Source organism: uncultured Bacteroides sp. (assembly GCF_937912035.1).
Lineage (GTDB): Bacteria > Bacteroidota > Bacteroidia > Bacteroidales > Bacteroidaceae > Phocaeicola.
The window spans coordinates 17440-41860 of record NZ_CALDPF010000052.1; the positions used below are offsets into that span (position 1 = coordinate 17440).

At 38.9% G+C, this 24421-nt stretch carries 18 protein-coding genes and 1 pseudogene; 14 read left to right on the forward strand and 5 right to left on the reverse strand.

Annotated features, from left to right (window positions below; translation table 11 throughout):
• The first annotated feature begins 27 nt into the window (after nucleotides 1–27).
• The 8 genes from Q0486_RS14565 (at nucleotide 28) to Q0486_RS14600 (ending at nucleotide 10501) form a co-directional block, all read left to right on the forward strand.
• A complete protein-coding gene (locus tag Q0486_RS14565) occupies nucleotides 28–1341 on the forward strand; it encodes a DUF4143 domain-containing protein (RefSeq protein WP_299234945.1) in 1314 nt (437 codons plus the stop codon).
• Between the two features lie 364 nt (nucleotides 1342–1705).
• On the forward strand, nucleotides 1706–2080 hold the full coding sequence (locus Q0486_RS14570) for a helix-turn-helix domain-containing protein (RefSeq protein WP_299234948.1): 375 nt from the start codon (nucleotides 1706–1708) through the stop codon (nucleotides 2078–2080).
• A 410-nt stretch (nucleotides 2081–2490) separates the two neighbouring features.
• Nucleotides 2491–4959 (forward strand): hypothetical protein, encoded by a 2469-nt coding sequence (locus tag Q0486_RS14575; protein ID WP_299234951.1) that lies wholly within the window; start codon nucleotides 2491–2493, stop codon nucleotides 4957–4959.
• A 23-nt stretch (nucleotides 4960–4982) separates the two neighbouring features.
• On the forward strand, nucleotides 4983–5885 hold the full coding sequence (locus tag Q0486_RS14580) for a BT1926 family outer membrane beta-barrel protein (RefSeq protein WP_299234953.1): 903 nt from the start codon (nucleotides 4983–4985) through the stop codon (nucleotides 5883–5885).
• Between the two features lie 93 nt (nucleotides 5886–5978).
• Nucleotides 5979–6545, forward strand: a complete 567-nt coding sequence (locus Q0486_RS14585; protein ID WP_299234955.1) for a DUF4369 domain-containing protein — start codon at nucleotides 5979–5981, stop codon at nucleotides 6543–6545.
• Nucleotides 6546–7022: 477 nt separating this feature from the next.
• A complete protein-coding gene (locus Q0486_RS14590) occupies nucleotides 7023–7934 on the forward strand; it encodes an Rpn family recombination-promoting nuclease/putative transposase (RefSeq protein ID WP_299234958.1) in 912 nt (303 codons plus the stop codon).
• A 108-nt stretch (nucleotides 7935–8042) separates the two neighbouring features.
• Nucleotides 8043–9860: an arginine--tRNA ligase gene (gene argS / locus Q0486_RS14595; protein WP_299234960.1), complete on the forward strand. Its 1818-nt coding sequence runs from the start codon at nucleotides 8043–8045 to the stop codon at nucleotides 9858–9860.
• Nucleotides 9861–9862: 2 nt separating this feature from the next.
• Nucleotides 9863–10501 carry a ribonuclease H family protein gene (locus tag Q0486_RS14600; RefSeq protein WP_287677890.1) on the forward strand — a complete coding sequence of 213 codons (639 nt, stop codon included), beginning with the start codon at nucleotides 9863–9865 and terminating at the stop codon, nucleotides 10499–10501.
• 215 nt (nucleotides 10502–10716) lie between these two features.
• On the opposite strand, the pseudogene Q0486_RS14605 reads toward Q0486_RS14600, so the two are convergent.
• A pseudogene (locus Q0486_RS14605) lies at nucleotides 10717–11790 on the reverse strand (multidrug effflux MFS transporter); the annotation flags it as partial.
• 219 nt (nucleotides 11791–12009) lie between these two features.
• On the opposite strand from Q0486_RS14605, the gene Q0486_RS14610 reads away from it, so the two are divergent.
• From Q0486_RS14610 to Q0486_RS14620, 3 genes are all read left to right on the forward strand, one after another.
• Nucleotides 12010–15207: a carboxypeptidase regulatory-like domain-containing protein gene (locus Q0486_RS14610; protein ID WP_299234965.1), complete on the forward strand. Its 3198-nt coding sequence runs from the start codon at nucleotides 12010–12012 to the stop codon at nucleotides 15205–15207.
• A 30-nt stretch (nucleotides 15208–15237) separates the two neighbouring features.
• Entirely contained in the window at nucleotides 15238–16005 is a 768-nt protein-coding gene (locus Q0486_RS14615) for a glycerophosphodiester phosphodiesterase family protein (protein WP_299234967.1), read from the forward strand.
• 70 nt (nucleotides 16006–16075) lie between these two features.
• The gene (locus tag Q0486_RS14620) at nucleotides 16076–16726 is read left to right on the forward strand and encodes a hypothetical protein (RefSeq protein WP_363317997.1); all 651 of its coding nucleotides are present in this window, start codon (nucleotides 16076–16078) and stop codon (nucleotides 16724–16726) included.
• Between the two features lie 94 nt (nucleotides 16727–16820).
• Here Q0486_RS14620 and Q0486_RS14625 read toward each other — a convergent pair whose 3' ends face one another.
• The gene (locus tag Q0486_RS14625; RefSeq protein WP_258322903.1) at nucleotides 16821–16955 is read right to left on the reverse strand and encodes a hypothetical protein; all 135 of its coding nucleotides are present in this window, start codon (nucleotides 16953–16955) and stop codon (nucleotides 16821–16823) included.
• 147 nt (nucleotides 16956–17102) lie between these two features.
• Between Q0486_RS14625 and Q0486_RS14630 the strand changes: the two genes are divergently transcribed.
• A complete protein-coding gene (locus tag Q0486_RS14630) occupies nucleotides 17103–17996 on the forward strand; it encodes a serine acetyltransferase (protein ID WP_154043696.1) in 894 nt (297 codons plus the stop codon).
• Nucleotides 17997–18085: 89 nt separating this feature from the next.
• On the opposite strand, the gene Q0486_RS14635 is transcribed toward Q0486_RS14630, so the two are convergent.
• Together Q0486_RS14635 and Q0486_RS14640 are read right to left on the reverse strand one after the other, a co-directional pair.
• The gene (locus Q0486_RS14635) at nucleotides 18086–19696 is read right to left on the reverse strand and encodes a sialidase family protein (protein ID WP_299234974.1); all 1611 of its coding nucleotides are present in this window, start codon (nucleotides 19694–19696) and stop codon (nucleotides 18086–18088) included.
• 34 nt (nucleotides 19697–19730) lie between these two features.
• Entirely contained in the window at nucleotides 19731–21242 is a 1512-nt protein-coding gene (locus tag Q0486_RS14640) for a sulfatase (protein WP_299234975.1), read from the reverse strand.
• 328 nt (nucleotides 21243–21570) lie between these two features.
• Here Q0486_RS14640 and Q0486_RS14645 point away from each other — a divergent pair, with 328 nt between their 5' ends.
• Nucleotides 21571–22344 (forward strand): dienelactone hydrolase family protein, encoded by a 774-nt coding sequence (locus Q0486_RS14645; protein WP_299234977.1) that lies wholly within the window; start codon nucleotides 21571–21573, stop codon nucleotides 22342–22344.
• A 15-nt stretch (nucleotides 22345–22359) separates the two neighbouring features.
• Here the strand turns inward: Q0486_RS14645 and Q0486_RS14650 are convergent, their stop codons facing one another.
• Complete coding sequence (locus Q0486_RS14650) at nucleotides 22360–23241, reverse strand: DMT family transporter (protein ID WP_299234979.1); 882 nt, start codon at nucleotides 23239–23241, stop codon at nucleotides 22360–22362.
• Nucleotides 23242–23361: 120 nt separating this feature from the next.
• Here Q0486_RS14650 and Q0486_RS14655 point away from each other — a divergent pair, with 120 nt between their 5' ends.
• Nucleotides 23362–24387: a low specificity L-threonine aldolase gene (locus Q0486_RS14655; RefSeq protein ID WP_299234982.1), complete on the forward strand. Its 1026-nt coding sequence runs from the start codon at nucleotides 23362–23364 to the stop codon at nucleotides 24385–24387.
• Nucleotides 24388–24421 lie beyond the last annotated feature (34 nt).

Below are 24421 nucleotides of genomic sequence, written 5' to 3' on the forward strand. Positions count from 1 at the left end.
ACTTTTGTAGAAAAACACAAATTTGATATGAAAGATTATAAGAAAAGAATAGTAGATGATGAATTGGCCTTACGTTTGGAAGCATTTGGAGCTGTACAGATAAAAGGTCCAAAGTGGTGTGGAAAAACAACAACTGCAATGGAACATTCAAATAGCTATATAAAGTTGCAGGATCCGGATAGAAGAGCCGGTTATCTGGCTACAGCTAGAACAAAGCCTTCATTACTCCTTAAGGGTGAAACACCAAGACTTATCGATGAATGGCAAGATGCTCCAGTTCTTTGGGATGCAGTACGTATGGCTGTTGATGAAAGAAGAGCTAAAGGGCAGTTTATACTAACAGGTTCAACTGTCATTGACGAAAAGAAGCAAGAAGGAGAAGAATATCAACGATTCCATTCAGGTACCGGTAGAATATCTACCATGACAATGTACCCTATGAGTTTATATGAATCTGAAGAGTCAAATGGGGAAATATCAATTAAGGACTTATTTGAAAATAAAGAAATAGATATAGATGGAATAATGTCTTCAATGTCTATAGAGAAGCTCATTTTTGCCGCATGTCGTGGAGGATGGCCGGAATCTATGACAGTAATGAACGAAAAAGCCCAGTTATTGATAGCCAAAGATTATATAAATGTGGTATGCAACGAAGATATATCAAGAATTGATAACGTACAAAGAAATCCTTCTTTAGCAAGACTTATTCTACGCTCATACGGACGAAATGTCTGCACTTTAATACAAAAAACAAAGATGCTTGCAGATGTATCAGTGGAAATGGAAAGTATATCAATGAAAACATTTGATGATTATGTCAGTGCACTTGAAAGGCTCTTTGTAATAGAAAATATAGAAGCATGGTGTCCGGCTATACGTTCAGCAAGTGCCATTAGAAGCAGTCAGAAAAGATGCTTTACAGATCCGTCCATCGCAGTTGCAGCATTGGGAGCCTCTCCACAAATGCTGGAACTTGATTTAAGGACTTTCGGATTCATTTTCGAATGTATGTGTATCCGTGACCTTAAGGTTTACTCACAAAGTTTAGGCGGCAGGGTCTCTTACTATAATGACAGATATGGACTTGAAGCTGACATTGTTCTACATTTAGAAGATGGCCGTTATGCCCTAATTGAATGCAAACTTGGCAGCCGTGAAATTGACGAAGGGGCAAAGCATCTGTTGGAAATAAAAAGGCTAATAAGAGAAAAGAATGAGCAGGAAAAGCAGATGCCACTAAGAGAACCCGACTTGATGATTGTATTAACAGGTGGAGAAATGGCATATAAGAGAGAAGACGGAGTATATGTTATACCTTTGGGTTGTTTGAAGAACTAAAGAAAGCATCACTTCGAAGGAACTTCTCGAAATCTCCAATGAAATATTCAGCGAAGAACGTCTATCCACACTAATTTATGAGGTTTGATATTTTTCCCATCTGAAGCAGTTGTCAAGGATTCCTTTACAACTAAATCCATCAGATTAAAAAAACCACGGTTTTCGGTGAGTTTTTTTTATCAATAAATCATTAATTTTAGCTCCGCAAGAACACAGTAAAAAAAATCTTTTACCACATAAGTGCGAATTTTTACCACATAGTGCATGGTTTCTACCTGATAGTAATAAATCACAAGAATCGCATTTGTAGAAACGTAAAGCATTGATTATCTTTGGAATGAACAATTAATGAGATATGGGAGATATGGGAAACATAAGAAAAGCCAAAGACAACGAGAAAATAAGGCTTCTGGTCAATGAATGGGTGAAAAACAAAGAATACCTGAAAAACGACATAGGAATTGAAAAACTAGGTAAAAAACTAGGAGTAAACCGTACATATATATCCAACTACATAAACGACACATATCAGGTTAACTTCAATACCTGGATTCACCGGATGAGAATTACCGATGCCAAACAAATGATTATCGACAATCCGGGCATTACTATGGGGCAAATATCCATAATGACAGGTTACACAGATCAGGCACACTTCAGCAAACTGTTCAAACAGATAACCGGTGTATCCCCTATGAAGTGGAGGAAACAAGTATCTGACAACGGAGAAAACTCTTAACAGAAACATTCATGGATAATTAATATTTATTATTTTACAAAATATAAATTATCCATGAATTAGCAATAGTTTTTAACTATAAATCTAAAGCTACGAAACACCATTTCATCTATAAATTTAACGTTAAAATTACACTTTATAACTTTAAAGCCAAAATAATCTATCTATTACAATCAAATAATGTTATATAACATCAATCTTTAAATATTTACCTTTAGACAAATAAAATCCATTATTATTTTATAATTTTGGGAATACAGGTAACAATAAATAGGGAAAGAATAAAAACAATAAAAAATTAATTTAAAACACAAAGTTCCGCCGGAACTTTGACTAATACTAAGAGAAGAATTTTAAAGATAATACTTTAACTAATAACCTTAATTTATTAACCTAAAAAAGGAAACAGTATGAGAAAATGGACTTATCTCGTAGCTGCTCTACTCATGAGCGGAACAGCTGCAACTTTCACAAGCTGTATTGACACTACCGAACCTGCGGGTATCGAAGAAATGCGCAGTGCTAAGGCTGAATTGCTAAAAGCTAAAGCTGCAGTGCAAACTGCATTGGCAGCAAAAGAACAAGCCAGGGCTGAAGGTATTAAACTTGAAAATGCGGGGTTGGAAATTGATAACCAAATTGCGGCATTGAATTTAGAACTTCAACAAGCTATTAACGAATGGAAAAAAGACTCGATACAAGCAGAAAGAGATTCGTTAGCAGTAAGCCTTGAAACCCTACTTCTAAAATTAAACAAGCAAAAAGCTGAAGCAGACTATAAACTTCAGGAAGCTTTGGAAAAGATAAATATCAACCTCATTACTATGAAGGATGATATGTATGCAAGAGAGCTCAGCTACTATAAAGCACTATTAGTTGGTGGTCCTTATATAAAAGAAGATGGAACAATCGGAAATATGACTGGAACAGGAGCACAAACACAGTTAGCTATAGAACAAAATAGCTTGCTAAGCTTAAAGATGCTGCAAATTGCTTTTGAAGCCGAAAAGGAAAACTACAAAGCAACACTTGAAACAAGAAAGGCTGAACAGGAAGCTGTTCTTAAAATCCATCAATCATTACTGGAATCAGTACAAGCAATTAAAGATGCATCCACAGATAATGCAGCAGAAATTGCAGAAAAAATAGCAGCTAAGAAAAATGAATTAAGGGCTTTGGATACCGAGGAAAGTGATAAGATTAAACAGATTCAAGAAGCGGCCGATGCATTGCTTCCTGCAGTAAATGAAACAAATAAAGAAAGAGAAAAACTAGAAAAGAAAGAAATCTATACAATTAAGAAAACGGACGAACTTGTTAAAATTGCAAATGAATTATATACGGCAGTAAATAGAACAGGTAACAGTTATTTCATTCTTGATGCGTTTCAATATAATAGTACTACTGGAGAATATGAGTTAACAGGTGACATTGAATCCAAGGCACTAAATATGCTAAATAGAAAAAACGGTATTTCAAGTTTAGCAAATGAGGTAATGCAAAAGTATTATTTTGATTTTGAGAATGCATATTTTACTATAATAGGGACCGCTCTGTCATCATATCCTTTTAATGAAGATGGTTCTGTAAAAGAAGAATATCTTTCAAAAATAAATAATGAATTAGAGAGATGGGCTATTGACGCTGAACAGGTAGAAAAAGCATATAAAGCAGACGAGAAGGCATGGCTTGATGCGTATGGGGCTTATATGGCAGCATTATATACTTATACAAACTATAAGAATGGACAAAATTACTATGATGCTACATCAAAAGCTATTGAGGAATACAAAAAATCAACCGATAAGACACTTGCAAAAGCAAACGAACTTAGAACATTAGTACGTACTTATATTGCTAATCGTGAAAAGGTGGACGGAGCAGTAAGTACTGCTTCAGGAACATTCTACGATAATTATAAGGATGCTCTTACAGATGCGAATAAAGCTCAGTTTGATAGTGAGATACAAGACCTGGATTTAGGAACACCAACTATTAGCACAACTTATAATAGTAACGGTAGTAATGAAAATAACTTATTGGATAAATTCATCGAAGCTACAAGAACATTCTTAGGATCAAATGCCTCTACACTTGCAATGTGTAAGGAACCTATGAAAGTTGTTAATGGAGATGAAACCACTTACGTAGTTCCGGAGGGTCTTGAGCCTGTTGGAGAAAGTAATTTTGAAACTTATCTTAATAATCAAAAAACTATAAGCGTAATTGATAATATTGATACATGGGTAGCTCTCTACCAGACTTTGGATAAGGACGCACAAACATTGACCGATACATATAATGAAATCAATGCTACAATTAATGCAGCTAATACCGCATCATTAGATAAGCTTGAAACATTATGGAAACTTGAGGTTGAAGGATTCTTAATTAAAGGAACAAATTCCACTGACATTTGGGTATCAAGTACTCTGAGTAATGACTATAGAAACCCATATTATTCAATATATGCTAGTGGTAGTTATCTAACAAAAGCTCAAGTAATCAGAGATGAAATTAATGCATTAGAAAATATTCAGAGTGGTAATACCATTGATTATGTATATTATGTTGAATATAACAATAAATATGAAGTAAGAACAGGAACTATTGACAATGCTATCAAAGCAATAGAAGCTCAAATTGAAGCAAAAGAAGGACAACTGATTACAACAAATACACTCATAAAGCTGTTTGAAGAACAAGGATTTATAAGTGAAAATTGGAATCCAGAAGAATATCCAACTGACAACAATTGCGGAGCAGTACTTGAAAATTCAATTAAAGCTCAGGAAGATGTAGTTAAATTATATGAAGCTGAAGTTGCACGTATTGAGGCTATTATAAACAACCTTCTTGCAGCAATGTCTGGTGAATAAATTAATCTCTTAAACTAAAAAGTATGATAAAAAAACTATGCATATTACTTCTGTCTGTATGTACAGTTGCGCCAGGAATGGCGCAACAATACAGCAGCAGTGATGCGTCGTTTGCCCCAAAGAAAGGTCAATGGCAGGTTTCTGCAGTGATTGGCAACAACCAGATGTTCGATCAGAATATGGAATATCTACTGCCGACTTACTGGAATGGAAGTACCAATTCAGAATTTGCCTTTAATAACCCTGTTGGACTTCCCGGAACAAATTTCCAGTCCGGCGATCCGGGATATTGGCTTAATTTGGGTAAACTGAATAGTAATACACTGATGAACCTTATTGGTATTCAGGGAAAATATTTCCTTACAGATCGTTGGGATATAAACGCAATGTTCAGTATGAATATTAATGCAACCCCTTCAAGAGACTACATTGAAGGAGACCATAGCGTTCCAGAATTCCCAATACAGGACTATAAATACATCGAAGGCAGAATACAAAACGCCTGGACTGTTCAGTTAGGTTCAAATTATTATTTTAATACAAAGAACGAACGCATCAATCTCTATTTAGGTGGAGTACTGGGTTGGCAAATGGGTAGAATAGAGACATCATACCCTTACACCGGTGAAACCGTAATAGATGAAGATATGAGTGAAGAAACTGATGAAGATTTAAACACTGAAAGCGTACAGCTCTATACTCCAAACTCACGTGCAGGACAGATTTTCGGTCTGAGAGTAGGTGCAGTGGCAGGTATAGAATACAGCATCGCCAAAGGTTTGATTTTTGGCTTCGAAGTACAACCAGTGTCTTATCGTTATGACTGTATCCAGATTTGTCCTAAAGGTTCTGCTGTATATCAGGCAGGTCATCACAGTATCGGACTATTTGCAACTCCGAACTTGAAGATTGGATTCAGATTCTAAACCCGAGAAAAGTCCAAATAGAAATTCTAACCTGATTATTAAAGCACTCCACACGAAGTTGCGGAGTGCTTTTTTAAACTTAATGACTATAATATGAAAAGTTTCAAACTTTTAGGTATAAGCGCATTCGCGTTTCTATTAATATCCTGCGGACAGACAGTAACCAATGGATATAGAATTAACGGTAAAATAACAAATCCGAAATACGACGAAAGAACAGTTTATATGGTGGATGCAAATGGAGAAAAATGCGACAGCGCCACAGTGAAAGACTGCAAATTCACATTCGAAGGGAAACCTGACGTGACAAAAGTTATGGAGCTGATAGTATGCGAAAACGACAGCGATATGTTCCCAGTTACACTACCAGTAGTACTTGAAAAAGGCGAAATCACAGTCGAGATGGGCGACATGGTATACGTAGCTGCTACTGAAGAGAACGATAGAATGATGAAATTCCTAATGGAAAAAGATAAATTCATAGACAACATTTATGAAAAGTCACTGTCTGCTGACTCTGTAAAATCTGAATTCGCAACCTTTATCGTACAGCAAGTACTCAAAAACGGGAACTCCACAGTAGGGAAATATATTTTCAACTCATATAAAGGTAAACTTGATGAAACACAGATTGAGGAATGCAATAAAATAGTGAAATGATTTATAGCCGGCATGTCCGGCTTTTTTTATCTTCTCAAGCAATTTTAGATTAAAAACGCCCTTATTCTGATTATACCTTATCTCATGATTCTTAAAATCTGAAACCAATTTTCAATGAAGTACAAGTTAATACTCTAATATCGCGATGAACAACATTGTACGAAGTGATACCCTCCGACTAGATTTTCATTACGGTGCAGTTATTTTAAAAGTCATGTATCATATCTTTCATGATACCGTATTATATATCTGTCATAAATATACCCTGATAGCACATACGGTATCCGCATTGTTGGTTGGCATGAAGAAAATTTCAAAAAGAGCTATAAATAAGAGCACAATAAAATGGATTAAACATCAGAACGAAATATATAGATCGAATTAATAATCACAAGGGTATTAAATAAACACATACACCGCAATTCTTTGAAAAACAAAATCTTATAGTTAAATTTGCAAAAACAAAATTTTGAGATTATGGGAAATTATATCAGATTCGACTGGGCAATGAAACGCCTGCTAAGGGACAAGGCTAACTTTCAGGTACTGGAAGGACTGCTCACTACCCTACTGAACGAAAAAATAACCATAAAGAACCTGCTGGAAAGCGAGAGCAATCAGGAAGAGGAATATGACAAGTATAACCGTGTGGATATGCTGGCGGAAAACTCAAAAGGGAACCTAATCCTGATTGAAGTGCAGAACAACAACGAATATGCCTACTTCCAAAGAATGCTTTTCGGTACATCAAAACTGGTGACTGAATACATAAACAGAGGAGAAGGATACGACAAGGTAAGAAAAATATACAGTATAAATATCGTCTATTTCACTCTCGGACACGGAAAGGACATTGTTTATCATGGAAAGACTGAATTCCGCGGAATTCATACTAACGATGTATTGGAACTGAGTCCGTTCCAAAAGCAGACATTCAAGGTAAATGAAGTAAGCCAACTTTATCCGGAATATTATATCCTGAAAGTAAACGACTTCAATAAAGTGGCAAAAACTCCGTTAGAGGAATGGATTTATTATCTGAACACAGGAGAAATACCGGAAGGAGCAAACGCCCCTGGTCTGGACGTGGTTAGAGAAAAACTCAAAATAGACAATATGACTAAAGTAGAGAAAGAAGCATACTACAGACACCTTGACAATATCGTGATTCTGAGAGACAATATAAATACAGAGAGGGCGGAAGGCAGGGCAGAAGGAAAAGCGGAAGGTAGAGCGGAAGGCAGGGCGGAAGGTTTGGAAGTAGGAAGAGCAGAAGGAGAAAAGCTCAAACAGACGGAAATTGCCCGTAATATGAAGAATATGGGAATGGATGTAAGTACTATTGGTGCAATTACAGGAATGTCAGAAGAGGAAATTAGTAAAATTTGAACCAGCTGTAACCTTCATCCAATATATTCCACACATGTTTCTGATTATCACTTTTTATTAGTACATTTGCAGCATTATTATCCGGATAAACAATAAAAACTGAAATAAATGAAGATAGAAGACAAGCTGACAGCAGCGATACTGCAAGGTATCAAGCAACTGTACGGACAGGAAGTACCTGAAAAAATGATACAGTTGCAGAAGACTAAGAAAGAGTTCGAAGGTCATTTAACCTTGGTTGTGTTCCCTTTCCTGAAAATGTCAAAGAAAGGCCCTGAACAGACTGCACAGGAAATAGGTGAATATCTGAAACAGAACGAACCGGCAATAGCAGAATTCAATGTGATAAAGGGATTCCTGAACCTGACTATTGCATCGGACGTTTGGGTAGAACTGCTCAACACTATACATAAGGACGATAAATGGGGAATTAAAGACGCTACAGACGAGTCTCCATTGGTAATGATTGAATATTCATCGCCTAACACAAACAAACCTTTGCATCTTGGACACGTGCGTAACAACCTGCTTGGTAACGCACTGGCTAATGTTATGGCTGCAAACGGTAATAAGGTGGTGAAGACAAACATCGTGAACGACCGTGGTATCCATATCTGCAAATCTATGCTGGCATGGCTGAAATACGGTAACGGCGAAACTCCTGAATCATCAGGCAAGAAGGGTGACCACCTGATTGGTGATTACTACGTGGCTTTCGACAAGCATTATAAAGCTGAAGTAAAGGAACTTACCGCTAAATTCATGGCTGAAGGCATGAACGAAGAAGAAGCCAAGGCTAAGGCTGAAGCAGAATCGCCACTGATGCTTGAAGCACGCGAAATGTTGCGTAAATGGGAAGCTAATGATCCTGAAGTACGCGGTCTGTGGAAGATGATGAACGACTGGGTATATGCAGGTTTCGACGAAACTTACAAGATGATGGGCGTAAGTTTCGACAAGATATACTACGAATCAGAAACCTATCTGGAAGGTAAGGAAAAGGTTATGGAAGGGCTTGAAAAAGGTTTCTTCTATAGAAAAGAAGACGGTTCTGTATGGGCTGACCTTACTGCCGAAGGCCTTGACCACAAGCTTCTGCTCCGTGGTGACGGTACATCCGTATATATGACTCAGGACATAGGTACAGCGAAACTTCGTTTCCAGGACTACCCTATCAACAAGATGATTTACGTGGTGGGTAACGAACAGAACTATCACTTCCAGGTTCTTTCTATCCTGCTCGACAAACTTGGCTTCGAATGGGGTAAGGACCTTGTACACTTCTCTTACGGTATGGTGGAACTTCCAGAAGGTAAGATGAAGAGCCGCGAAGGTACTGTAGTCGATGCCGACGACCTGATGGAAGCAATGATTGAAACTGCAAAGGAAACAAGCGCTGAACTTGGAAAACTTGATGGTCTGACTAAGGAAGAAGCCGATGATATAGCACGTATAGTAGGTCTTGGAGCATTGAAATACTTCATCCTGAAGGTGGATGCAAGAAAGAACATGACTTTCAATCCTAAGGAATCTATCGACTTCAACGGTAATACAGGACCATTTATCCAATATACTTATGCACGTATCCAGTCTATTTTGAGAAAGGCTGCAGAAGCTGGTATAAACATTCCTGAGACACTTAATACCGGTATTGAGTTAAGCACTAAGGAAGAAGGTCTGATACAGATGCTTGCCGACTTCAGAAACGTGGTGGCACAGGCTGGAAGCGACTATAATCCTTCGATCATTGCCAACTATGCCTACGACCTGGTTAAGGAATATAACCAGTTCTATCATGATTTCAGCATCCTGCGCGAAGAAAACGAGGCTCTCAAGGTGTTCCGCCTTGCACTGAGCAAGAACGTAGGAAAGGTTGTAAAACTGGCTATGGGACTTCTTGGTATCGAAGTACCTGAAAGAATGTAATAATGGCAGGAAAGAAATACTATACAGTCTGGAAAGGTGTAAATCCTGGGGTATATGATTCATGGACTGACTGCCAGCTCCAGATAAAAGGTTTCAAAGGCGCGCTCTACAAATCCTTCAATACGAGGGAAGAAGCAGAGCACGCCTTTGCTTCACCTGCGCATGAGTTCATGAATCCTCCCGGCAGAAAAAGCGGAGAAAGCACTGCCCAAAAACAGGAAGCAAATCTTCCAGAAAATTTCAACTTCGAATGTATAGCCGTAGATGCCGCATGTAGCGGAAATCCTGGTATGATGGAGTATCGCGGTGTGTATCTGCGAACCGGAGAACAGATTTTCCATTTCGGACCTGTATATGGAACTAACAACATTGGCGAATTCCTTGCAATAGTACACGGACTGGCACTGCTGAAACAGAAAGGACTGGACATGCCTATATATTCTGACAGCAGAAACGCTCAGCTGTGGGTGAAACAAAAGAAATGCAAGACCAATCTTGTGAGAAATGCCAAAACAGAGGAACTGTTCAAGTATATAGAAAGGGCTGAGAACTGGCTGAAGAACAACTCCTACTCCACTCCTATCCTGAAATGGCAAACAGACCTGTGGGGCGAAATTCCTGCCGATTTCGGACGAAAGTAATAATAATAAAGAACGCTGCTTAAACAGTATTTAAAAAGCTCTAAAATACCGTTTAAACAGCGTTTAATTTTTATCCAGCTGATTATTATTACAAGTTTTTATCTTTTATAATACTGCGCCAGATAAAATGCTCGGCGAAGTGCCATATACGTAAAAAACAGTGAAAAAACAGAGCATATAAAGAATGTTATACCGGTAGAAACCATTATGTTTCACAAACCAACTATTGGCGAGACAATACCGCCAAAAGCAAAACCTAATGCGCCTAACAAAGCTGATGCTACTCCAGCGTTAGAACGTTCACAGTCCAAGGCCAATGTATTGGAAGAAGTAAATGTCAGTCCAATCATGGAAAGCAAACCGATAAGCAGGATCTCATAAACCCAGAAATTACAATCCAGACAAAGAGCAATCATAAGGAAAAATGAGACAATGACCATACCAACACATCCTATGTATAAAGCCTGCTCAGGATGAGTAAACCTGGCCGCTGAAGCGGCTGAGACTACTATTGCCACAGCATTAATACCAAAGAATACACTGAACATAAAAGGAGAAAATCCATAATGTTGCTGCATAATGAAAGGCGCGGAAGCAATATTTGCAAATATTACTCCTTGAGCAAATCCAAACTGAAAAATATAACACAAATATCTGCGATTGTGAATAACTGACACAAATCCATTATATACATCCCCCCAACACGTATTGCCACGCCGTTCGGAAGAAAGAGTTTCCTTAAAATGAAAACTTCCCAGCAATAAAATAACACCTATACAGAAAAGTGTCCAAAATATACCTTGCCATCCCAAACTTTCTGCCATCCCCCCTCCTGCTATTGGTGCAGCTATAGGAGCCACACCATTTATTGCACCTATAATGGCAAGCATTTTTGCAAGTTCCTTACCCGAAAAATTATCAGCAGCAATGGAACGCGAAATAACTATTCCTCCCGCACCGGCAATACCCTGCACAACACGCCAGCCCACAAACTGCATTATGGTGGATGAAAACAAACATCCTATTGTTGATAATAAGAATAGGAACATAGCCATAATCAAAGGAAAACGTCGGCCATATTTATCACTCAAAGGTCCGAAAAACAATTGCCCTACTGCAAGTCCTATCATACTTGCCGTAAGTCCAAGCTGTACTTGTGAAGACGTTGTGACAAAATACTCTGTCATAGCAGGCAAAGTAGGCAAATACATATCAGTTACGAATGGACCAAAAGCAGTAAGCAAACCTAAAAATACCAGAATAAATAATTGTGAATTCTCTTTTACCATAAATACCATATTAATAACGCTGCAAAATTAGACATACTTATAATTATTGCAGTTGTCATTTAACGCATAAAATATTTCATAATAAGAACATATACATTCCTAAAGTTTTGTAATAGGTTTGAAAATAAAAAGATGCACAATCGTTATAAGGATGTTTCAACAATGAAATACCATAAGAATACTTTTGCACCCAGAAAACATTGTTTAACAACCAAAGAAATGAAAACAAAACTTTATCAAACTATTTTGATCTTTATGGTTCTGTTCAATTGCACAGGACTATTGTTAGCACAAGACAACAAAGCTATTATTTCAGGTATTGTCACCGATGAAACAAAAATGGGAGTAATTGGTGCTGCCGTACAAATCAAAAATGAGTCAACAGGTTTCAGTACCGGATCAATCACTAACGAAAACGGTGAATACACCATCAAGCAGCTGCCTCTTGGCGGTCCTTACAGCATCACTGTTTCATATGTCGGTTACGGTGACCAGAAAAGAACAGGATATACACTAAATCAGGGCGATGTAGTACGCATAGACTTCCAGATGAAAGAAGAAAGTGTTACTCTCGAAACTGTTGAAGTCGTAGCAAACTCACTAAAAAATACAATCTCTACTACAGGTTCGGCAACTTCTGTTACAGAAAGAGACCTGGCCAAACTTCCGGTCAACGGACGTAACTTTACTTCACTTGTCGATCTTTCTCCTTTAAGTACAGGTTCAAGCCTTTCAGGACAGCTTGCTTCATCGACCAACTATACTATAGACGGTATGACTGCAAAAAATCCTACATCAGGAGGTAGTACAACAAGCCGTAACGGAGTTCCTTACGCTATTTCAATGGAAGCTATCCGCGAGTTCAAGGTAGTAACAAACCAATATGACGTAACTAACGGACGTGCCGGAGGTGGTACAGTAAGTACTGTAACAAAATCGGGAACAAACACTTTCAAAGGTAGCGCATTTACATTTGCACGCGCAAACTGGCTGTCAAGCCCTTATGATATACGTGGGAACAAGAGAGATAATGACTTCTCAACTTATCAGTTTGGTGCATCGTTAAGCGGTGCCATTGTAAAGGATAGGGCACATTTCTTCATCGCTTGGGATCATCAGGCAGACTCCCGTCCGTTATACATTGCTGATATTCAAAGCGCTGCAGACGAAAAGCGTTATAATCTAAGCACTGAGACCCGCGACAGATACTTACAGATTGCACGCGACAAATATGGAGTTTCACAAAATCCACAATTCGGAGCTTTCGACAAGAAACAGAGCACTGACGCAGTCTTTGCACGTATAGACTGGCAGATAAACGCCACAAACCTGTTGACTTTCACAGACAACTTTGTGAACGACATGAACAACATGGGACTTGGCGACAATACTGCAATCAACATTTATGAGTCATACGGAGACGTTCATTCATTAAACAACAGTGCCATGGCTACATTGCGTTCTGTAGTAGGTCCTAAGGGTACTAATGAACTGAAAATACAACACTTATATACCCTGGAAGAGTCTATGCCTGGAAAAGAGCTTCCATCTGAAAACATACCACGTGCTATTGTAAGCAATGTAGAATCACAGATTGACGGTAAGACTGCAGTTACAAGCATACAGCTTGGAGGACAGCGTTACAGCCCTGAAAACTTCTACAACCACGTTCTTCAACTTGTAGATAACTTCTATTACAGTACAAACAAAATAAACTACACATACGGTATCGACATGATGTACACATACATGAACTCAAGATACGGTAGTGAGGCTAACGGACGTTTCTATTTCAACGGACTTGATGCTTTCGACAATCTTGAACCATACCGCTATGTACGTGAGGTTTACCTGACAGATGATGAACGTGTAAAACAGAATATCCTTAATGCAGGCGCATACGCACAGTTGCAGACTAAACTGTTCAAAGGATTTGAGCTGGTTGCAGGATTGCGTCTGGACAATGCCACTTATTTCAATCATGGAGCTTTCAATCAGACTGTTTACGATGAACTAGGACTTCGCACAGACAACGGAATGTCAACATTCCAGGTACAGCCTCGTTTGCAGATTACATGGGATATAAACGACAAACACAAAGACATCATACGTGCAGGTGCAGGTATATTCGCTTCGGATATCAACAACTATGCAATGATCAACAATATGGTGTTCGACGGTACAAAGACAGCATCAATAGACATCACTCTTGACAAAAACAGTTCAAACTATAATGAGATGCTGAATCTGATAAGACCGAATTTCCCTTCATATCGTGAAGATCCTTCTACAGCACCGGGAAAAGAGCTGTTCGACAATCCTAATGTAGAAAAGATTTCTACAATCAACATGAATGGGGCAGACTGCAGGGTTCCTGTAATTTACAAAGCCAACCTTTCGTACACACATTTCTTCAACGACCGATTGAAAGTGAGTGTAGCTGGATATATGACTTTAGGACGCAACAACTATATGTATATTGACAGAAACATGGTGGACGATCCTTATTTCCGCATTGAAGCTGAAGGAAACCGCGGAGTATATGTACCTGCAAATACTATCGACGCCAATGGTGTAGCAGACTGGAAGCAGGGTAGAAAGACCACTGAAGTAGGCCGCGTTCTTGAAATGGTAAGCGAAGGTAAGGTTAATCAATTCGCATTCGTAATTGACGGTACATGGAGATATTTCAAGGATGGAGAACTTTCATTCAGCTATACTTGGAATGATACTAAAGATAATACTTCTTACAACGGTAACGTAGCCAACTCAGCAACTCTGTCACAGATGGTTGTTGACGATCCTCGCGACTTGAGCAAGATGTCTTACTCAAACAACCAGTTCCGCCACAAAGTGGTAGTTTACGGTTCGGCTCCGACATTCTGGGGTATCAGCGTAGGCGCACGCTTCTCAGGTATTGGAGGTACACGCTATTCACTTATAGTAGGTGGTAATGTAAACGGTGACTTCGTTGACTCTAACGACCTGGCTTATATATACGATCCGAACGATCCTAAAACTCCTGAATATCTGCGTAACGGCATCAACGATATCCTGAACAACCCTGATGTGGAAGAAAGCACAAAGGACTATATCAGAAAAAGCTTCGGCAAAGTGGCAGAACGTAATGGCGGTGTAAACGGTTTCTATGGTACACTTGATTTAAGACTTGCCAAGAAATTCAAGATTTACAAACAACAAAATCTCGAACTGTCAGTTGATATCTTCAACGTAGCAAACCTCCTGAACAAAAACTGGGGAGCTGGACATAACCTTGGAGCACAGAAGATATACAGCATAAAAGGATTTGATCAGAATAAAAAAGAATATATTTACAACGTAAATGCTAATACAGGTGTATCAAGCCTTAACGGTACTCCATATCAGTTCCAGATTGGTTTGAGATATGCTTTCTAATAAAAACTGATATATTAAACAATAAATATTATGGAACTTAAAAACATTCTTTTGGGATGCACACTGGCATTCATGACTTACACTGCACAGGCACAGACACAGATAATAGCTCATCGCGGATACTGGAAAACAGAGAATTCTGCCCAAAACTCAATTACCGGACTGCAGAAAGCTGCAGAAGCCAAAGTTTATGGCTCGGAATTTGATGTTCAGCTCACAGGCGACGGAGTGATTGTTGTGAACCACGATGACAACGTAAACGGAATAACAATTGCCGAAGTTCCTTACAGCAAACTTAACGGAATAAAGCTGAAAAACGGAGAAAAAATCCCTACACTGAAAGAATATCTTGCAGAAGGAAAGAAGTTAAAGGATATACAGATGATACTGGAAATCAAGCCTCACAAGACAAAAGAACAGGAAAAGGAAATTTCAGAAAAAGCCGTTAAAATGGTAAAGGAAGCAAGAATGGAAAAACAAGTGGAATACATTTCATTCAGCAAATACATTTGTGAGACTCTGGCAAAACTAACTCCAGAATCCGAGATAGCATATCTGAAGGGGGATATCTCGCCTAAAGAGCTTAAGGAAAAGGGAATAAATGGTATAGACTATCATTACAAAGTATTCGAAAAAAAGCCTGAATGGGTAAAAGAAGCACACGAGCTGGGTATGAAAGTAAACGTATGGACAGTAAACAATACGGAAGATATCAAAAACATGCTCAAGCTGAATGTTGATTATATCACTACAGACCATCCTGTAGAGGCCGCAGGACTTGCAAGTAACAAGAATTAAACAGAAACATAACACTTAGGAAATAGGGATGTAACATTGCATCCCTATTTTTGTATCGTGAAATTAAAACATGAAAGAGATGAAAACAACAATTTTCAAAGGTATTATTTTTGGATTATCTGTATTGGGACTCTCACTATCTGCAAATGCAGAAGACTATGTAAACGAAAACAGCAATGTTTCTACCAAGAAGGTACTTGTCATCGGTCTGGATAACGTAAACTCAAACTACTTTCCACAAAGTATGATTACAGAAGAAACAGGCATACCAACCGACAGTATCAGCTACACTTATAACAAGATTATCACAAACAACATTATCCAGTCAAACAAAGACAAGGATTATACGTTTGTTTCCCCGGTTGTTTCATCCGAAATAAACGAAATCATAGACAACATTCAGCTGAAAGGGGAGGAGGAAGAAAGATATATCGATCTCAGCAGTATCGACAATAATGAATATCATCGACTTATTGATGCCTCAAACGCCGACTATGTACTGTTCTTGAATCAGCACTATTTGAAATGGCAGGAAAAGCCTTTAAGAACACTTTTCCACTTTGTAAGTTACTCGCTGTATGACAAAAACCAGAAAGAAATCACAAAGGGAAATAACTATTTCACTTGCATGAACCTCGAAAAAGCAGACAAATTGAGCAAGGCTAGCCGTAAGAGTTCATCAAAAATAGCCTCAACCGTAATAAAAAGCATAAAGAAATAATTGATTGAAATTCTTTTAGGGACACTTCTAATAATTACCATATCATAATTATGATACGATCATGCCGCGACTGTTGCATGTATCGTATCATTTTTTATTTCACACGTCTGTTCAACTGATTGTTAGCCTTTTCCGGCTTGGACTTTCCAATACGTTTGCCACTGCTTTTTTTCTTTGCTCCCTGCTTGGCCTTGAAAGCAAAAGGATTATTATTCTTTTTTATCGGCATAATGGATATAAATTTTAATGCGGAACAAATTTACTGTATTTTTATTTTATGTCAAAACACGTTTTCAGTCAAAAAATATTCATTTTATTACCGAAATAAGAAAATATACTTTACTTTTGCCAATAATATAATAAAAATCAGAGCAATATGACCTTATTTGATTATTCGCATATACTTACAGACATTGTTGACAAATTGTCGGACAACAACTCTTACCGCGGACTTTTCCACCAACATAAGGACGGAGAGCCTTTACCTTCGGGAAAAGCCCTGGAAGAAATCATCGACTTGTCAAGGGCAATATTGTTTCCGGGATATTTCGGAAAGTCGAATATCAACAGCCAGAACATAAACTATCATATCGGAGTCAATCTGGAAAGACTGTTCGAGCTGCTTACCGAACAGATCCAAGCCGGTCTGTGCTTCGGAGTAGAGAACAACGGAATGGAAACAAAAGACGAACCTTGCCGCGATACGGCTGCCCATATTGCATCTGAATTTATCAGCCGTCTGCCTGAAATAAGGAGTATTCTTGCTACGGATGTGGAAGCTGCATATTACGGCGATCCTGCTGCGACATGTTTTGGGGAAATAATCTGCTGTTACCCGATTATAAGGGCGATTACAAACTATAGAATAGCACACGAACTATATACTCTGAATGTTCCTCTCATACCAAGAATAATAACCGAAATGGCACACTCGGAAACTGGTATTGATATTCATCCGGGAGCCACGATAGGGCATCACTTCACAATAGACCATGGAACGGGTGTGGTAATAGGGGCGACATGTATCATAGGCAACAATGTGAAACTGTATCAGGGTGTTACCCTCGGAGCAAAGAGTTTCCCTATGGACGAAAACGGAAATCCTATAAAGGGAATACCAAGACATCCTATACTTGAAGATGATGTTGTGGTTTATTCAAACGCTACAATCCTTGGACGTATCACGATAGGAAAGGGGGCAACCATCGGAGGAAATATCTGGGTTACCGAAAGCGTTCCGGCCGGGGCACGCATAGTGCAAAGGAAATGATACAACATTGAGCCATACAGAAATAAAATACTCCGGTACTTCACTAACTGCTGTACCGGAGTATTTTCGGTTTATAAAATCGAGAAAGCTTACTTTAAAATCCATTCCAATGGTAAAGAAATGAAATTCATGGAATAATGGTCACTCATTGTTCCATCCTCGTAGTATATACCTATTGAGCCATCTTCACATTTCACTATAGTGGAATATGCTCCAGGAAGGCTGTTAAACACGTATTTGTACGGCCATGTTTTTCCCTTATCCTTGCTGGCATAAATTGTAAGGTTCCGGCGATCTTCGGCATTTGGCATTGTATGCAGATATATATCCTCGGAATATACCAGCATATCGGCATTACAGCTGTTACCCCACAAATCCTTATTCGTATAACCATTGCCCCAAGTAAGTCCTCCATCATGCGAGACATTGAATCCCCTTTCTCCACTACGACGTGTAGATATTATTACCGTACCGTCATGCTCTTCCACAAGCTTAGCCTCATCACCGCCCTTGAAGACAGCATTTTTTGATACATTCCAAGTCTTTCCTTCATCGTCAGAATAAATAATATAATTGTAATACGGCCAATCAGAGAATTTACAAACCATGGCAAACATTATTCTACCGTTTGCAGATTTTCTTTTCTGATGTTTAAGACACAATCCTTTACCTGACGTGACAAACAAGCCCTGAAGTTTTGCAGAAGCATCCTTATATGATGCATCGTATATCATATCTGATATCTCACGAGGACGTTCCCATGTCTTGCCTCCGTCGCTACTCGATGTCTGATAAACTCTGATACGCTCATCGTATGTAGAACGCTGATACCTGCGGTCAGCAGCCATAAGGCAGATTATCTTGCCTGAAGGGGTCTCTACAATTGCTGCATCACCATATCCATAGTCAGGTCCCTGGTTATTTATACTGTCATGATACTCTCCGGCAATAGTTTTGGCATCACTCCATGTAACACCATTATCATCACTATACCTTGCCACCAGATCAATCTTGTTTGGCAAGTCATCATTGCTGTTATATCGTCTGTCTGTTACGGTCAGTATACGTCCTTTATACTGTTTATTCCCAAGAACAATCATTGCCGGTATTCTATAAAACTCAGAACCGCTGTCCCATGGATTGAACAGCATAGTCTGTATTTCGTATATACAGGTTGTGCCTTTCGGATTTCCTGATTCCAGTGACATTAGAGTTCCGTCCTTGAACAAGAGACCTTCGCATGAAGAATCTATCTGGTTACCGATATTTGCACCAGACGAAATATCTGCTGTCAACCACAGATAATTCACATCTTTCAACGGAACGTAATTCGAAGAAAAACGAATTTCAAAACTTTCTGACTTTGCAGAAGAAGGCACAGAACTTTCTGCAAGAAGGATAGAATAATCCTTGATGTCACCGTTCAGGAATGGTGTCTGTGTGGCATATACTTTAAGTGATGAAATGTCTCCCAAATCAGTAGTACCGTCCAATGAAACTTTAATTCCTGATAGGAGAGGAGCTTCTTTTTGTAAATCTCTTTTCAGATTAATTCGCAATAAAATATGGTCCTTGTTACCTTTACCAGCTGTCAGGAAACCTTGATCAACGGTAATATCTGTAATGCCATTATTAGTAGCATTAACAACAGATGAACCTAACAACAAAGAAAATAGAAATAAAATTGATTTAATTTTCATCGTACAAAAAATTTAAAGTGTGAATAACAATATTTTATTGGGGAATAACAGGTATTAAAGATTTGTCATCCTTTCCTATAGGATACTGAGCGCCTTCCAGTTCAAGCCTTTTCACCATCAACTTGCACAGCTTTCTTACTTTATCACGGTTCTCCGATGCCACATCGTTTTTCTCATACGGATCATCAGCCAGATTATACAGTTTATACGACGGTACACCATCCTTATCCGGATTATAATAATAAATCAGTTTCCAGTCGCCTTTTCTGTACGTAGTGAAATAGTTTCCACGGTGTTCGTGAGGGAAATGTATCAATAAATCATCCCTACGGTTTCTGTCTTTTTTTCCGGCAAAAAGTTTCTTCAAGTCACTTCCGTCAAGTACATGACCTTTCGGAGCCTCTACACCTGCAATGGAAAGCACAGTAGGGTAGATATCCATTATTGTACCCATCTGTGTCTGCACATAATTCCGCGCGACAGGATATTCTTTCTGGAACTTGTTCGTATCATCAGGTTTAGCCCATGCGGCAATGAACGGTACACGTACTCCTCCCTCATATTCAGCTCCTTTCTTACCTTTCAGCGGTGCTGACGAGCCATAATCAGCCGCACCACCAAGAGGAGCGTTACTGCCGTTATCGCCCAGGAATATAATCATAGTATTCTCGGCTATTCCCATTTCGTTCAGCTTGTCCAACAAATCACCAAGGGATTTGTCCATACCTTCCACAAGTGCGGCAAAAGCTCGAGCGTCATCCTTCTTTATACGGGGATAATTATCTATAAAACGTTTATCTACATCAAGCGGAGTATGTACCGCATAGTGCGACATATTCAGATAGAAAGGTTTTCCTTCTGCCACAGCCTTTTGTATTTCCTTAACAGCCTCTAGAGTAAGCGCATCTGAAAGAAAAGTATCAGTTCCGTGATATTTATCCAAATTGGGTACAGCTCTTTTCCTGTTGCCTGCAATATGTCCATATCCGTTTTCACCCAAATAACTTCCAGGTTCACCTATAGATGAACCTCCCACATTTACATCAAAACCCAGTTTAATAGGGTCTTCACCCTCACTGCCGAAACATCCGAAATGCGCCTTACCGATATGTATTGTCTTATAGCCTGCCTTGCTAAGTACAAGTGGATAAATCATATCTGTACGTTCAAGTCCCCTCCAGTTCCATTCATACGGCCCGTACGTATCGCGGTTATTGCTTTCAGAGTTAATCCAGTTTGTTGTGTGATGTCGTGCCGCATTCTGTCCAGTCATCATCGATGTCCTCGACGGCGAGCTCACGCTTTGTGCATAAAACGTAGAGAAACGCACTCCCTGTGAAGCTAGACGCTCCATATTCGGAGTTCGATACCACTCATTAAGCGGTTGCATTTCAGGTTCACCGGATTTATTTATGATAAAAGGTACAGAAGTATCCATCAGTCCCATGTCGTCAACCAGAAATACTATGATGTTCGGTCTGTCCTGTGCCGAAAGTAAAGAAAGGAATGGCATACATGACAAGGATGTGATTATAGATTTTTTCATATATAAGTTATTAGAAGTAAGTATCGCAAAGGTATGGAAATTATTCTATTTGACCATATTGTAAACACTAAATATCATGACAAGAAAGGATTAATACCTTTAAATATTCTATAAATACAACCTATGTTTTTATAAATACAAGTTATATTTATAAAGATACAAGTTGTATTTACATATATATAAGATATACTTATATAAAACTTCTAGATGTTATTCTAAATTTGAGCAATAAACAGTTTTAATATTTTTCGAATATAACTGTTATTGCCTAACTTTGTGACTTGTGAAAAAAATTAACCTGATTACAAACTGACAATATCTGAAAATCATGAAAAAATTAAGTTTCCTGTTTTTGTTGTTAATATCTAATATCAATATCATCTTAGCACAGGATTTATACGAGAAAAAAGTTTTTGTCTCTCAAAGTGGTGACAGTATTAATTATCGTCTGCTTACCCCTGAAAATCAAATAAAAGGTAAAAAATATCCATTGGTATTATTTTTACATGGTGCCGGAGAAAGAGGAAGTGACAACCAGAAGCAATTGACTCATGGTGGACAGATGTTTTTAAATCCTGTAAATCGTGAAAAATATCCGGCATTTGTCTTATTCCCTCAGTGTCCTGAAAACGCTTATTGGGCTTATAGTGTTCGTCCTGGTTCTTTTATACCCGAACAGATGCCACAAAACGAGGAAATGCCTATTACATTTCAGACGGTAAAAGAAATGTTGGATAGTTACTTAACAAATCCTGCCGTGGATAAATCAAGAATCTACATAATAGGACTGTCTATGGGTGCCATGGGAACATTTGATATGGTAGCCCGTTTCCCTGGTATTTTCGCTGCTGCAATACCTATTTGCGGTACGGTAAATCCCCAAAGATTGTCTGTCGCCAAAGATGTAAATTTCAGAATATTTCATGGTGATGCGGACAATGTCGTGCCGGTAGAAGGATCAAGAGAAGCATATAAAGCATTGAAAGCCACAGGCGCATCAGTGGAATATATAGAATTCCCTGGATGCAATCATGGCAGCTGGAATCCGGCCTTCAATTATCCGGACTTTATGGAATGGCTTTTCAAACAAAAGAAAAAATAAACTCAAAATCAGCAATCACCCCTTCCTGGCAGCAATATATACTCCAAGCATTACCAATATAACACCGGCTACGGCATAGCCGGTCAAGGTTTCATCAAGAAAAATGGACGCTGCAACTGTTGTAAACAATGGGTTAAGATACAGATAGTTAGATGACATTATAGTGCCTATACGCATCAGTACCACATTCCATACAACGAAGCATACAAGTGAGGCCAAAACACTAAGAAACATTATGTTAAGAAATACCTCATAGCGAAGAAAACCTTCGACAGGGAATGAAGGCGGATTGACTACAAATGTGGGCAGAACACATAAAGCTCCGTAAAAGAAAACTTTCCTTGTAATAAAGACCGAGTTATATTTCTTCGAAAGTTTGTTTATTATCAGGCTATAGAATGCCCACGACAATGCAGCGGCAAGTGTCAGCAAGTCTCCTACGGGCGACAACTTCAGAATGACACTGCCGTTGAATATAAGAATAGCCACACCAACCAGTGCGACTAATGATCCTACAGCCCATCCACGCCCCACTTTACTGTCTTTGTTTACCCAAAGAGACATAGCGGTTGTTATCAGCGGAGTTATGCATATAATAAAAGCAACATTAGTGGTCTGAGTAAACTGCAATGCCGTATTTTCCGTGATAAAATACAGTGTACCACCAGTCAGTCCGGCTGCCAGTAAAGTAAGCTCGTCTTTTACATTCTCGGAAAATATCCTGCGCGGCGAAATAAACCATATTCCGATATACGCAATCACAAAGCGTATAAAGAAAATCTCATGAGGAGTCAAACCATTGTTTATCAGAACTTTTGTAGATATAAATGTGGTTCCCCAAACAGCTACCGTCAGTATCGCCAGAATATGATATTTAGCATTGTGCAAACTTGTCATATCGTCTTTATAAATTTACACCGCAAAATTAGATATTTTTCAACATTAATCACTGATAAATTCTACTATATAAGAGTTATCATGCATATATTTGCACACGAATTATAAAATCATTCAACAATGTTATACTTTTACACAGACTATATGGAAGGGGCACACCCGGAAGTGATGCGCCGACTTATGGAGACTAATCTTGAACATACCACAGGATATGGCTCCGACCAATATACACAGAAAGCAAAACAGCTTATCAGAGAGGCTTGCGGACAGCCTGAAGCTGCCGTACATTTCCTTGTGGGAGGTACACAGACCAATGCCACAGTTATAGACGCACTGCTAAGACATCACGAAGGAGTACTGGCTGCCGAAAGCGCACATATAAATGTTCATGAATCGGGAGCGATAGAGGCTACAGGACACAAAGTACTGACTCTACCCCAATATGAAGGCAAAATCAAGGCTGAAGATATAGAGAAATATATATCCGATTTCTACCGCGACGAGACTTACGAACACATGGTTGCCCCGGGAATGGTTTATATCTCTCATCCTACAGAATACGGGACACTATACAGTCTTGAGGAACTGGAAAGCATAAGCCGTGTATGTCGTAAGGCAGATATTCCACTTTATATGGACGGAGCAAGACTAGGTTACGGTCTGGCGGCAGAAGGAACAGACGTAACACTGAAAGATGTGGCAAGGCTGTGTGATGTGTTCTACATAGGAGGAACAAAGGTTGGTGCCCTCTTCGGTGAGGCTGTAGTTGCAGCAAATCCGAAACGTCTGCCTCATTTCTTTCCTCTGATAAAACAGCACGGTGCACTGCTGGCAAAAGGAAGACTGCAGGGAATCCAGTTTGATACACTGTTCACCGACGGATTATATCTGAACATCGCAAAACATGCTGTCCTCATGGCAATGAAACTGAAACAAGCTTTCAAGGACAAAGGATATAAGATTTATATAGACTCGCCTACAAACCAGCAGTTCGTATGTCTGCCAAACACAGAGATTGACAGACTTTCACCTCATGCCGGATTTGAGCTCTGGGGACCGCGCGGAGAGAAGGAAACAGTAGTAAGATTTGTCACCAGTTGGGCCACACGCGAAGAAGACGTGGACGCTTTTATAGAATTATTATAAGAAACACCGCTAAATCGTTGATTAAGCGACTGAA